The 13870-nt window shown below is 68.6% G+C and carries 7 protein-coding genes; 1 reads left to right on the top strand and 6 read right to left on the bottom strand.

The features are described from left to right. Positions 1–506: 506 nt before the first annotated feature. Both OHA64_RS34805 and nrdR read right to left on the bottom strand, forming a co-directional pair. Positions 507–3407: a vitamin B12-dependent ribonucleotide reductase gene (locus OHA64_RS34805; protein ID WP_405619980.1), complete on the bottom strand. Its 2901-nt coding sequence runs from the start codon at positions 3405–3407 to the stop codon at positions 507–509. A 166-nt stretch (positions 3408–3573) separates the two neighbouring features. After that, on the bottom strand, positions 3574–4149 hold the full coding sequence (nrdR, locus tag OHA64_RS34800; protein ID WP_405619978.1) for a transcriptional regulator NrdR: 576 nt from the start codon (positions 4147–4149) through the stop codon (positions 3574–3576). Positions 4150–4713: 564 nt separating this feature from the next. On the opposite strand from nrdR, the gene lexA reads away from it, so the two are divergent. Then, the gene (gene lexA, locus OHA64_RS34795; RefSeq protein WP_405619976.1) at positions 4714–5493 is read left to right on the top strand and encodes a transcriptional repressor LexA; all 780 of its coding nucleotides are present in this window, start codon (positions 4714–4716) and stop codon (positions 5491–5493) included. A gap of 151 nt (positions 5494–5644) precedes the next feature. On the opposite strand, the gene OHA64_RS34790 is transcribed toward lexA, so the two are convergent. The 4 genes from OHA64_RS34790 to OHA64_RS34775 all read right to left on the bottom strand — a co-directional run bounded on the left by OHA64_RS34790 (position 5645) and on the right by OHA64_RS34775 (position 13251). Then, a complete protein-coding gene (locus OHA64_RS34790; RefSeq protein WP_405619974.1) occupies positions 5645–7654 on the bottom strand; it encodes an ATP-dependent DNA helicase in 2010 nt (669 codons plus the stop codon). A 501-nt stretch (positions 7655–8155) separates the two neighbouring features. Continuing rightward, the gene (locus OHA64_RS34785; protein ID WP_405619972.1) at positions 8156–8983 is read right to left on the bottom strand and encodes a GNAT family N-acetyltransferase; all 828 of its coding nucleotides are present in this window, start codon (positions 8981–8983) and stop codon (positions 8156–8158) included. A gap of 85 nt (positions 8984–9068) precedes the next feature. Then, positions 9069–11054, bottom strand: a complete 1986-nt coding sequence (locus OHA64_RS34780; protein WP_405624240.1) for an IucA/IucC family protein — start codon at positions 11052–11054, stop codon at positions 9069–9071. A 730-nt stretch (positions 11055–11784) separates the two neighbouring features. After that, positions 11785–13251, bottom strand: coding sequence for an aminotransferase class III-fold pyridoxal phosphate-dependent enzyme (locus tag OHA64_RS34775; RefSeq protein ID WP_405619969.1), 1467 nt, complete (start codon positions 13249–13251; stop codon positions 11785–11787). Between the last annotated feature and the right edge of the window lie 619 nt (positions 13252–13870).

The following is a 13870-nucleotide window of genomic DNA, read 5'->3' as shown; positions in this document are numbered from 1 at the left end:
CAACGAGCGGTTCCCCGAGTCCTAGCCGGCTGGCGAGAGCGCCCGGATCGTCCTCGTAGCCGCAGACGGGCAGTAGGTCACCTCGGCCGTGACCGCTTGGCCATCGAGGACTTGGTGAGCGAAGTGGCCGGCGGGCCCCAGGTGGCCGACGTGGTGATCACCTCGGACGGGCGGGGTTACGCGGGCCTGATAGCCGAGGTTGGCGGGACCGTACTGGAGACCGAGTCCGCGGCCAAAGTGGGCGAGGTTTATCGGCGTTGGCATCGCCACGATGGTGCTGCTGATCACCTTCGGTTCGCTGGCGGTCATCTTCGTCTGCCCGTCCGGCTTCGTGCGGCCCCCGCGCTGACGGGGGTGCCCTCACACGCCCGCCGCGACAGACCGCTTGTGTGGGGCCACGTTGCAGCGGGCATGACGGCCAGGCGTCACGAAACGCCGAGGGCGGTGGCGCCGAGAAACCGGCGCCACCGCCCTGACCCTTAGGTCGCACCCGGAGGTGCCCGGAATCAGCTGCAGCCGCTGGTCGAGCCGCAGCCCTCGCAGATGTAGCAGGAACCGGCCCGCTGCATCTTCGTGCCGCAGGAGAAGCACAGTGGGGCGTCCGCCTGGATGCCCAGCTGCATCTCCACGAGCTCGGCGCTGGTGTGGGCCTGCTGCGGGGCGGGCTTGGCCGCTTCGGCCTCGGCCTTCGGGGTGGCGACTGCCTTCAGTTCCTGGGCGCGCGGCGCCGACTGGGCCAGGCCTTCGACGTCGACCTCGACCTCGTCGATGGACGGCTCGTACGAACCGGTCTCCAGGTGGCGCTGACGCTCCTCGGCGGAGTGGATGCCGAGCGCGGAACGCGTCTCGAAGGGCAGGAAGTCCAGCGCCAGGCGGCGGAAGATGTAGTCGACGATCGACTGCGCCATCCGCACGTCAGGGTCGTCCGTCATGCCGGCCGGCTCGAAGCGCATGTTCGTGAACTTCGAGACGTACGTCTCCAGCGGCACGCCGTACTGAAGACCGACGGAGACCGCGATGGAAAAGGCGTCCATCATGCCCGCAAGGGTCGAGCCCTGCTTCGACATCTTCAGGAAAACCTCGCCGAGACCGTCGTCCGGGTAGGAGTTGGCGGTCATGTAACCCTCGGCGCCGCCGACGGTGAAGGATGTCGTGATGCCGGGACGTCCCTTGGGAAGGCGCCTGCGGACGGGACGGTACTCGACGACCTTCTCGACCGCCGCGCGGATCGTCTCCTCGGCCTTCTCCGTGACCTCGGCCTTCTCCTTCTCCTTGGTCTTCGCGGAGAGGGGCTGGCCGACCTTGCAGTTGTCGCGGTAGATGGCGAGCGCCTTGACGCCCATCTTCCAGGCCTCGAAGTAGACCTCTTCGACGTCCTCGATGGTCGCCGATTCCGGCAGGTTGACCGTCTTGGAGAGAGCGCCGGAGATCCACGGCTGGATCGCGGCCATCATGCGGACGTGGCCCATCGCGGAGATGGAGCGCTCGCCCATCGCGCAGTCGAACACCTCGTAGTGCTCGTGCCGGAGGCCGGGGGCGTCGATCACGTTGCCGTGGTCGGCGATGTGGGCGACGATCGCCTCGATCTGCTCCTCCTGGTAGCCCAGGCGGCGCAGGGCCTGCGGGACGGTGCCGTTGACGATCTGCATCGAGCCGCCGCCGACCAGCTTCTTGAACTTGACCAGCGCGAGGTCGGGCTCAAGGCCGGTGGTGTCGCAGGACATCGCGAGACCGATGGTGCCGGTCGGTGCGATGACGGACGCCTGGGAGTTACGGAAACCGTTCTTCTCACCGACGCGCAGGACGTCCTGCCAGGCCTCCGTGGCGGCGGCCCATACCGGCGTGTCCAGGTCGTCCACGCGGACGGCCTTGGCGTTCTCGTCGGAGTGCTGCTTCATGACGCGCAGATGCGGCTGCGCGTTGCGGGCGTAGCCGTCGTAGGGACCGACGACCGCGGCGAGTTCGGCGGAACGCTTGTACGACGTGCCGGTCATCAGGGAGGTGATGGCGCCGGCCAGGGCGCGGCCGCCGTCGGAGTCGTACGCGTGGCCGGTCGCCATCAGCAGGGCGCCGAGGTTGGCGTAGCCGATGCCGAGCTGGCGGAACGCGCGCGTGTTCTCGCCGATCTTCTGAGTCGGGAAGTCCGCGAAGCAGATGGAGATGTCCATCGCGGTGATGACGAGCTCGACGACCTTCGAGAAGCGCTCGACCTCGAAGGACTGGTGGCCCTTGCCGTCGTCCTTCAGGAACTTCATCAGGTTCAGCGAGGCGAGGTTGCAGGACGTGTTGTCCAGGTGCATGTACTCGCTGCAGGGGTTCGAGCCGTTGATGCGGCCGGACTCCGGGCAGGTGTGCCAGTGGTTGATGGTGTCGTCGTACTGGATGCCGGGGTCCGCGCAGGCCCAGGCGGCCTCGGCCATCTTGCGGAAGAGGCTCTTGGCTTCGACCTCCTCGATGACCTCGCCGGTCATCCGGGACGTCAGGCCGAACTTCCCGCCCGCCTCGACGGCCTTCATGAACGTGTCGTTCACGCGGACCGAGTTGTTGGCGTTCTGGTACTGGACGGACGTGATGTCGTCGCCGCCCAGGTCCATGTCGAAGCCCGCGTCACGAAGGGCGCGGATCTTCTCCTCTTCCTTCACCTTGGTCTGGATGAAGTCCTCGATGTCGGGGTGGTCGACGTCGAGGATGACCATCTTGGCGGCGCGGCGGGTGGCGCCACCCGACTTGATGGTGCCTGCCGAGGCGTCGGCGCCGCGCATGAAGGAGACCGGGCCGGAGGCGTTGCCGCCGGAGGACAGCAGTTCCTTGGAGGAGCGGATGCGGGAGAGGTTCAGGCCGGCACCGGAGCCGCCCTTGAAGATCATGCCCTCTTCCTTGTACCAGTCGAGGATCGACTCCATGGAGTCGTCGACGGCCAGGATGAAGCAGGCGGAGACCTGCTGCGGCTGAGGAGTGCCGACGTTGAACCAGACGGGGCTGTTGAAGCTGAAGATCTGGTGCAGGAGGGCGTACGCCAGCTCGTGCTCGAAGATCTCCGCGTCGGCGGGCGAGGCGAAGTACTTGTAGTCCTCGCCCGCCTTCCGATACGTCTTCACAATGCGGTCGATGAGCTGCTTGAGGCTCACCTCGCGCTGCGGGGTGCCCACGGCACCGCGGAAGTACTTGCTGGTGACGATGTTGACCGCGTTCACCGACCAGAAGTCGGGGAACTCGACGCCACGCTGCTCGAAGTTGACCGAGCCGTCGCGCCAGTTGGTCATGACGACGTCACGGCGCTCCCAGGACACCTCGTCGTACGGGTGCACGCCGGGGGTCGTGTGGATGCGCTCGATACGCAGTCCCTTGGTCGCCTTGGTGCCCTTGGCGCGGGAACTCCGTGCCGGACCGCTCGCCGTCTCTGTCATGCCGCCTCCCTGTACGGGCTAAAACGCCCTGAAGTGCCCCGATGTTCCCGGGCACGGTGTTCTGTCTGGTGTTGCGGGCACCTCTAGCTACGGCCCACAACAGGTCTTCTCCTCGCCGCCGCCGCCGCCCGGATCCGCAGCCCGAGGCTCCGGTCCGGCCCGCCGGTCAGTCGGCGGCGCGCGCGGGTTCGAGGACTGGAGCAGCCCCTCCGGACCCGCGGTCGTCTTCCTGTCCCCCCACGACAGCGTCCTCGCCGTCGTCAGCGTCCACGCGGTCCTCTTCGTCCGCTGTGGGGCGCTCCGTCTCCCTGAGTTCCGTGATCGCGGCTTCGAAGTCCTCGAGCGAGTCGAACGCCCGGTAGACGGAAGCGAATCGCAGATAGGCGACCAGATCGAGCTCTTGCAACGGGCCGAGTATGGCCAGCCCCACGTCGTGGGTGGTCAGTTCGGCGCTCCCGGTGGCCCGCACCGCCTCCTCGACCCGCTGGCCGAGTTGAGCGAGTGCGTCTTCGGTGACAGGCCGTCCCTGGCATGCCTTGCGCACGCCGTTGATGACCTTGGTACGACTGAAAGGCTCGGTGACTCCGGACCGCTTGACCACCATGAGCGAGCACGTCTCCACAGTCGTGAAACGACGGGAGCAGTCAGGGCACTGGCGGCGCCTACGGATCGACGTCCCGTCGTCGGTGGTACGACTGTCGACGACGCGGCTGTCGGGGTGCCTGCAGAAGGGGCAGTGCATGATCTTCCAACCCTCCTCACAGCAGACTCAATAGCCTCAGGAGGCCTCTCGGGCCCCACGAAGCAGCCCCAAGCATAGGCGATCGCCGAGGGCCCGAAGACCCGGGGGACCACAACTTCTGGGCCACTGCTGCAATCCAACCACTAGATGTGGGGATTGGCCCATACATACACACCGCTCGCACGTGTCGCACCGGCATTGGCATGTGCCGCCGACCCCGATGCCACGCCGACACTCGGCAGCGCGCAGCAGTATCGCTTCACCTCATGCGGAGATAGCGTGAGCGCCGCACGGAGGACGCGTGGGGTTCCCGCAGAGATGAGGGCCGGTTCCAGGTTGCCGGGATCGCGGATGGCAGACTGGGGCGGCGCCCACGAGGTCACCATCCTGGCGGCGAAGAGCACAATAATGACCCTTTTTGCCCGCTAGGTGGCACGTCAGCCATACACCCCGACACATGATCCAGGCGGATTATTCGCGGTTTTTCACTCGAACGTGTGTTTGGCGCAACCTTTCGAAAGCAACTACCGTTGTCCGGCAGGGAGACCATCGAGAGGGGCCGACGTGACCACCACCGCAGACAGTGCCACCATCACTGCCCAGGACAGCTCCCAGGGCCGACTTGAGCCGGTGCATGCGATGAACGAAGCCACGAATCCCGAGGGGCAAAAGCGCTCCCTGCCGGGCCGACCTCCAGGCATCCGGGCGGACAGTTCCGGACTCACCGACCGACAGCGCCGGGTGATCGAGGTCATCAGGGACTCCGTGCAGCGGCGCGGCTACCCGCCGTCGATGAGGGAGATCGGCCAGGCCGTCGGTCTCTCCAGTACCTCCTCCGTCGCCCACCAGCTGATGGCGCTGGAGCGCAAGGGCTTCCTGCGCCGTGATCCGCACCGCCCGCGCGCCTACGAGGTACGCGGATCGGACCAGGCCTCGTCGGTGCAGCCCACCGACACCGCCGGCAAGCCCGCAGCGTCGTACGTGCCGCTGGTCGGCCGCATCGCCGCCGGTGGCCCGATCCTCGCCGAGGAATCCGTCGAGGACGTCTTCCCGCTCCCACGCCAGCTGGTCGGCGACGGTGAGCTGTTCGTCCTCAAGGTCGTCGGCGACTCCATGATCGAGGCCGCGATCTGCGACGGCGACTGGGTCACCGTCCGCCGCCAGCCGGTCGCCGAGAACGGCGACATCGTGGCCGCGATGCTTGACGGCGAAGCCACTGTCAAGCGCTTCAAGCGCGAGGACGGCCACGTCTGGCTCCTGCCCCACAACTCCGCCTACGAGCCGATCCCCGGCGACGACGCGACCATCCTGGGCAAGGTGGTCGCCGTACTGCGGCGCGTGTGACGGCTGCGGCGGGTGGCCTCGAAGGCCCCCGCCCTCTGACCGGGCCCCGGGACCTCTGCGCCGGTTCCGGGGCCCTGTGCTGTGTGAGCCTCAGGTTGCTGCCGGCGCTGTAGGGGGGTGGCCTGTCCCGGCTTCGGGACAGGCCACCCCCCTACTGCGCTTCGTGCTCTCCCGCCTGTTTCTCCGTTGCGTCTTCCGCCCGCTTCGCCATCGCGTCGATCGCGGCCAGCGACTTGCGGACCTGGTTACGGTCCGTCGTGTACCAGAAGTCAGGCAGTGACGCCTTGAGGTAGCTGCCGTATCGCGCTGTGGCCAGTCGCTGGTCCAGCACGGCGACCACACCGCGGTCCCCCGACGCCCGTACGAGACGACCGGCACCCTGAGCCATGAGCAGCGCGGCGTGGGTGGCAGCGACCGCCATGAAGCCGTTGCCGCCGGCGTCCTCGACCGCCTTCTGGCGGGCACTCATCAACGGGTCATCCGGCCGCGGGAAGGGGATCTTGTCCATGACGACCAGCTGGCAGTTGGGCCCGGGCACATCGACGCCCTGCCAGAGCGACAACGTGCCGAAGAGACAGGTCTGCGGATCCGCCGCAAAGTTCTTGATCAGCTCACCGAGGGTCTCCTCACCCTGCAGGAGGATCGGGAACTCGGGGATGCGGGAGCGCAGTTCCTCCGCGGCCAGTTGGGCGCCGCGCATCGAGGAGAACAGGCCGAGCGTGCGACCGCCGGCCGCCTGGATCAGCTCGGTGAGCTCGTCGAGCATGTCCGCGCGGTCGCCGTCCCGCGCGGGGCGCGCCAGGTGCTTCGCGACGTACAGGATGCCCTGCTTGGGATAGTCGAAGGGCGAGCCGACGTCGACGCCCTTCCATTGCGGTACGTCCTCGCCTTCGGCGCCCTCGGGGGCGAGGCCCAGGGAGGCGCCGACGCCGTTGAAGTCGCCGCCCAGTTTCAGGGTCGCTGACGTGAGGATCACCGAGCGGTCCGCGAACAGCTTTTCCCTCAGCAGGCCCGAGACGGACATGGGCGCGACACGCAGGGAGGCACCGAAGCGGTCGTGGCGCTCGTACCAGACGACGTCCCACTCGGAGCCGTTCGTGATGCGCTCCGCCACGTCGTGCACGGTCTCCACGGAGGCCAGCGCCTGTTTACGGATCGCGTCCTCGTCCTGGACGGACTTGTCGCGGGTGGCACCGATCCCCGAGATCACCGCGCGGCAGGCGTCGCGCAGTGCCATGAGCGCGTAGCCGAGATCTTCCGGGATCTCTTCCAAGCGGCCCGGCAGGGCCAGCTCCATCAGCCTCTCGAAGCCCTCGGCGGCGGTCTGGAGCTGATCGGCGGCCTTCTCGTTGACCAGCTTCGCGGCGCGGCGTACCGCGCGGTTCACCTGGCCGGGGGTGAGTTCCCCAGTGGCGACCCCCGTGACCCGGGAGACCAGTTCGTGCGCCTCGTCGACGATCAGCACCTCGTGCTGCGGGAGGACCGGCGCGCCTTCGATGGCGTCGATCGCGAGCAGCGCGTGATTGGTGACGACGACCTCGGAGAGCTTGGCGCGCTCACGGGCCATCTCCGCGAAGCACTCTGCGCCGTAAGCGCATTTCGACGCGCCCAGGCACTCTCGCGAGGAGACCGACACCTGACCCCAGGCACGGTCGGACACGCCGGGCGTGAGGTCGTCGCGGTCGCCGGTCTCGGTCTCGTCCGACCAGTCACGCAGCCGCAGCAGGTCCTGGCCCAGCTTGCTGGTCGGTGCCGCAGCCTCGAACTGGTCGAAGAGGCCCTCCTCCTCGTCCTGCGGGACTCCTTCGTGCAGGCGATGCAGACAGAGATAGTTCGATCTGCCCTTGAGCATCGCGAACTCAGGACGGCGGCGCAGCAGCGGATGCAATGCCTCCACCGTGCGTGGCAGGTCCCGCTCCACGAGCTGGCGCTGCAGGGCGAGAGTGGCGGTCGCTACGACGACGCGTTCCCCGTGCGCGAGCGCGGGCACGAGATAGCCCAGCGACTTTCCGGTGCCGGTGCCGGCCTGGACCAGCAGATGGGAGCCGTCGTCGATCGCATCCTCGACGGATTCGGCCATGGTCACCTGGCCGGGGCGCTCCGTACCGCCGACGGCAGTGACGGCAGCATGCAGGAGTTCAGGGAGTGAGGGCTTCGTCATAGCGCGACCACCCTACGGCCCGGCACTGACAAAGGGGGGATCACGGCAGGGCGGAGGGACGGGATCAAGACCTGGTGCTCCTGTGGTGGGGGTCGAATGAGTCCGACGGCAGCCGGAGTTGACAGGTTCGGGTTCGGGGCGGATCACTTGCTGGGCGGGTCCGCGACGGTTTCGTGCAGCGATGAGTCGGTCGGATTTTCGGGACGGGGCCGGGCACGGCAAAGACTGCTGGTCCCGGCGAATTCGGTACGGAGGGCGAGGCACGAATCGCGGAGTCGATACCGGCGGCACCCCTGCCTGGTTGCGGCGGAGGTCTCCAGGTCTGAGCGGAGATATTGCAGGTCACAGCCTATTTCCTGTGGAGCTGGGGCCAGATCGCGAGGACGGGTTCGGCTGAGATCGGTTCAGCCGAGATCTGTTCGGCTGGAAAGTCGTTCGGCGTGAGTGGGAACCGCGTCGGCGCGAGCGGTGTACCAAAAGTGATGACGCTGCAACGTGGCGTTACAGAAGATGGCGAAGGGACCGGTCTCGGACCATGAGGGCGGCCTGCTTGGCGGGCAGGTCGACCTCGGCGGAGAAGCGGAAGCCAGCGCCCAGGAAGGCTGCGACGGAGGGCATGTTGCGAAGGTCGGGTTCCGCGACGACGCGGGCACAGGTAGGACGCTTGTCGAGCACCAGATCGGCGACAGCGTTGAGCAGAGCGCTGCCGAGTCCTCTTCCACGATCGGAGACATCTCCGAGGAGAACATGGATACCGGTGTCGTGAGGGCGAGCAGCATAGTGACGGGCCAGCGGATCGAGGTCCGCGCGGTAGATCTCCCAGTAGCTCATAGGCGTGCCGTCCAGCACGCCGAGACACGGGACGCTGCGACCGTCACCGACAAGTTGCCCCCGCAGGTGTTCCTCGGTGGTGGCCTGAGGCCCTGAGAGCGCCCAGAACTCCGCGACGGCGGGGTCGTTCATCCACCGGCTTACGAGCGCCAGGTCCCGTTCGATCAGGACCGGGACGAGTTGGAACACGCCCACACGGGTGGCAATCGGCCCGCAGGCGGCGATTCCGTCGAGCAAGTCGTCAGCTCTCGGGAGGGCAGAGGTGAGCGGTGCCGTGCCTGCGGTCCCGAACCGTGCGGAGCCAGCGCCGACTCCCACCTCATGGACGTGCGCGAACAGTTCGTCGGGCAGGCACAGGTCCAGTGTGTCCTCACCGTCCGGACCGACCGGGCGGCCGCCCATGCCGGTCCTGCTCTCGCCCGTACGAGCTCTCGCGCCGCCACCGGTGTCCCTGATGGGACTGGTACAGGCGTTGACGTCGGCGTCGGTGGGAGGCACGGCGACGCTCCTCTCAGATTGCGGGGTGGGGCATGTTCCTCAGTGATGAAGGGAGAAGTGAGTTGGCACTGATCAGGCGTACCGGTCAGGAGTGCAGGGGGTTGGCGATGGTGACGTAGACGGACTGGGTGTCCACCGGGCCGACCAGTTCGTCGAGGCCGTGCAGACGGGTCAGCAGATTGGCCTTGCAGCGCAGGACGGGTGAGTCGAGGAGGCGGGCGGGCAGGCTGCCGCGCAGGCGGGCCGGTCCATGGGCCACGTCGGCTAGGAAGCGGCGGAAAGCGGCGATCAGAAGCCGTTCGTCGACCAGACGTTGGGAGCCGAGAGCGCCGATGAGACCGAGCACGTTGTTGATCGCGAGGTAGTACGTGAATCGCTCGTCGGTGACCTCGTCGGAGACGAAGGTGTCGCTGTGTTCGCCGATTCCGGGCAGCCGGGCGTCGAGTTCCGCGCGGCGGGACTCTCGGAAGTAGTAGCCCTGGTTGTCGCGGTAGCGGCCCCCGGCGGGCCAGCCGTCTCCGTCCAGGAGGAGCAGGGTGTTCTGCTGGTGCGCCTCCAGGGCGATCCCCGCTTCCGCGTCCAGCCATAGAACCGGACGGACCACCCGCTCGAGGTAGCGCAGGAACCACTCGGCTGCGACAGCCCTTCGCGGACGTCCGGTTCGGCCGACGAGGCGTGTGACGATCTCGGCCAGTCGGGATCCCAGAACCGGCCGGTCGGGGTCCTGGCCTCCTGCGGCTGATGGTGGGACATGGGGGCGAGGTGAAACGAGCCCGGCGATGCAGGAGACGTCGTCCGAAGGGCTGAAGGGGTTGTGCCGGATCATCACGTCGAGTCCGGGCACCGGGTTGCCGTCCGACGAGTCGACGGCCAGCCAGGCCGGATCGCGGACGATGTCGAAGCCACGGTGAGCGGCGTGCCACTGCCTGGACAGGCCGCTGCGGAGCAGCCGGTGGACCTCGACGCCTCGGTGGAGTTCTTTGCGGAGATTCTCACGGCGGGAGTTGGTGATACGCAGCCCCAGCGAGAGCTTGAGCATGGCCGGGGCGTGGGAGCGGTGCACCGTTCGTAGCGAGGAGGTGGGGTGCCAGCGAGCGCCGTGGGCGCCGAGGTCCTGGAGGAGCCCGGCCTCGAACAGCGCCGCTGCCTCGGGGCGATGCCTGACCTCGCGCAGTTGCCAGGGGTGCAGCGGCAGGGCCGTGTGGCCTTCGGGCAGCGGCAGACCTGGTCCCGCGAGGCGTGCGGTGAGCTGGGCCGCGGGGACGGGGCGGCCACGCTCGGTCCAGGCCGAGTCGGAGGCGAGGACGGACGGAGCGACAGCCAACCAGTGCAGAGGGAAGGAGCCACGCAACTCGGGTGAAAACAGCTGGACTTCGGTTTCGGACAGACCCTCGCGACTCTTGGGGGTCGGATGCAGGGGGTGTCCGAACGTGAGCGCCTGTTCGGCGGCGAGAAACAGGTCGGGGGCGTCGGCCGGGTGCTTACGGCGCTCGCTGAGGAACGTGCCGGTTCGGCGAACGGAGTCCGCTACACGCGCAACGAGGTCGACTGCGTCGACGGCCGGACGGGGGCGGGGCGGGGCAGTGGCCTCGGGAACGGATACACCGGTCGCGGGCGAAGCCGTGTCAGCCGGGTGTGTGGTCGCGGAGTTGGCGGAGTTGATCGAGGGTGTGATCGCGGCGTGGGCGGGAGGTGTCGGGATATCGAGCTGCGGTGAGGGGGTGACGTTCGGTCCCGGACCGTCGGCGGTGCCGAGAGCCTGGTGTGTGTCGTTCAGCGTCTCCCTGGCGAGCAGGGCGGCGATCGTGACCGCGTCGGCCGGCGGGGACTCCTCGGGGGCGTCGGCGAGGTACGGCAGGCCGAAACGGTGCCATCCCGTCGGGGACCAGTAGTGGACGGGGGCGAGAAGAGTCGTGCCGCTGGCCCGGAGCGGGATGCGCAGGACGCCGTTGCCGGGTGCGGCGAGGTCGGCCTCGCGTGCCCAGCAGCGCAGCAGGTTCTCCACGGCCGCAGCCCCGGCAGCCGTGTGCGGGTCGGGATGCTCCAGGAGGTCGTGGTCGGCCCCACGCAACGGCTCGGCCGCCCGAGCGCTCCCCTGGGCCGGAGCCGTCTGGGCCGGCGCGTTCTGCGAAGGGGTCTCCTTTCGCACTGGCGAGGGGTCTCCTCCTTGGACCGAGGGCGCAACTGCTCGTCGCTCGATCGAGGTGGCGGTCGGCGCGGGCGGCGCCTGGCGGGAGGTCTGGTCGTCGCGGACATCTGGCGAAACGGAGCTGGAGCATTCTCGCGATGGAGCGGGGAATCCGCCCTCGGGCGTGAAGCTGACGTTCAAGGTGTGTTCCTCGGGGTGGTTCTGGCTCGTGCGGCCGGGACGAGTCGACATCATGCGGGCGTACAGGGCGTTCCGCGGGGTTGGGATTGGGGCTTGCTGAAGTCGAAGGGGCTGGTTGGAGGTGCGCGCGGTGTTCAGGACTTGTTGGTCGGCGAAGGTGAGCCGACCACGCCGACACGTTCGTAGCGACCTGCGTGGACGACAGGCCCCGCACGGCCACCCGAGCGGTTGTGGACACGCAAGTCCGTGCGGACGGACGAGCGGTTGTGGACGCTCAAGCCCACGCGCACGCACAGGCCAACGTGGACTGCGTCAGCCCGCGCGGACGCATGGGTACACGCTGACGTCGACGCGTGACCCCATGCGGGCGCGCACCTCCGTGCGGGACCGTGCCTCCATGCAGCTCCACGAGCCCCAGGGAGTGCGCAAGCCCGCTGGGACGCACCGGCGGACTGCCCGCACACTGGCCCTGTCACGGTTGGCGCTGCTTGTGGCCATGTGCGTGAGCGCGGGCCACCTTCTCCACCGCGTCGGCCAGTCTGTCCAGCACCGCAGTCACCTGTTCGTCGCTGATTGTCAGCGGCGGAAGCAGCCGTACGACGCTCGCGTGACGACCGCCGAGTTCGACGATCAAGCCGCGTCGCAGACACTCCCGTTGGACAGCGGCCGCAAGTTCGGGGGCGGCGTTCTGAGGCCCTCGAGCGGGATCCGTCGCCGCCTCCAGCGCGACCCCGTCGGCACCTCCACCACGCCCGGCCCCCTCTCCCTCCGGCCCCTCCACCGTCCCCGCCGCGTCCACGATCTCCACACCGATCATCAACCCCCGCCCCCGCACCTCACCGATCATCGCGAACTCCCGGGACAGCTGACGGAGTTGTGTGAGCATGCGGGAGCCCAGCGTGGCCGCGCGCTCGGCGAGGCGGTTTTCACGGACATAGGCCAAGGTCGCCGTTCCCGCGGCCATGGCGAGTTGGTTTCCGCGGAATGTGCCCGTGTGGGCGCCGGGTCTCCCGAAATCGAGATCGTCGCGGTAGACCACGACGGCCAGGGGCAGGCTGCCGCCGATGGCCTTGGACAGGACCATCACGTCAGGGGTGACACCGCTGTGCTCCACCGCCCAGAAGGCTCCGGTGCGACCGACGCCGGTCTGGATCTCGTCGGCGATCAGGGGGACGGACCGTGCGGCGGTGATCTGACGCATGCGGCGCATCCACTCATCCGGGGCGGGGATCACCCCGCCCTCACCCTGGACGGGTTCGAGGATGATCCCTGCGGGCAGGGGTGTGCGCGACTTGGGGTCGTCAAGGGCGGACTCGGTCCAACGGGCCGCGAGTTCGGCGCCGCGAGCGCCACCGACACCGAAGGGGCAACGGTAGTCCTGCGGATAGGGCAGACGGACGAACCAGGCGTCGCGGGCGCCCCCGGGTGCATCGAACACCGCCGCGGCGGTTGCACCGTGCGAGGCACCGGTGAAGGCGAGCAGATCACTGCGGCCGGTCGCGGCGCGGACGAGCTTGAAGGCTGCTTCCACCGCGCTCGTTTCGTTCGGCCCGCAGAACTGCATCCGCGCGCGGCCGGCAAGTCCGGGCGGCAGGGTGCGGAACAGTTCGGCGGTGAAGGCGTCCTGGGCCGGGGTCGCCAGATCGAGGGCGTGCAGGGGCGCGCCCGAGTCGAGGACCTTGCGGATCGCCTCCAGGACGACGGGATGGTTGTGCCCGAGAGCGAGCGTCCCCCCGCCCGAGAGACAGTCCAGGTAACGGCGGCCGTCCGCACCCTCGATGGTCAGCCCACGCGCGCGCACCGGGACGATGGGTAGGGCGCGCGCGTAGGTGCGCGCCGCTGACTCGCGCGCCGACTGACGCCTCAGGATGCCCTCGTACGGGGAACGCGTCCCGGCGGGAGCCCCGGCACCGCCGTCGGCACGGCGCACCACTGCCATGCCGAGCTCAGCGGCTCCGCCATCCCCCAGGCCGGATTCCACACCCCCATGTGTGCTGTCGGCAGCATCTCCGATCACAGCAACGGGGGCATCTCCGGCCACAGCGCCCGCAGGTACTGCAGGACCGGTGCCCTCAGCCCTTCCCGGCACAGTGACCGCGCCCCTTCCCGGCACGTCAGCCACGGCGCTTCCCGGGCCGCCTGCGGAGGCACTTCCCGACCTGTCGCCGATGGCGCCTGCGAGCGCATCGGCGGAGGCATCTCCGCGAGCCACGAAGGCGACCCCGTCGGTCACGTCCGCGGTTGTCCGCGTACCCGCAGTGGTCTTCCCGGGCGCCGTCTCCGTCACGGTTCTCCCCGTCCTCCCGCTGTCCAGGGGCGTGCGCTCCCTCGCGTCCCCGCCCGTCCCGACATACGCACCCCAGCGAGCCTTGACTCGAAGTCTCCGGGGAATTGGGCACAAGGCACCGAGCCGACCATCACCGGCGGCAGGCCCCCACCGCTACCAACCCCGAGCCGCACACCGGGTTACGGGTTTCCTCAAGATCCTTGCCGTGACGGAACCGTTGCTGTTCCGGGGGAAGTCCCCCACAGCGAGCGCATATCGTGTGAGGCCGTTC

Source organism: Streptomyces sp. NBC_00076, from assembly GCF_045041235.1.
Taxonomy (GTDB): domain Bacteria; phylum Actinomycetota; class Actinomycetes; order Streptomycetales; family Streptomycetaceae; genus Streptomyces.
This window is presented reverse-complemented; position numbering and strand designations above follow the sequence as displayed.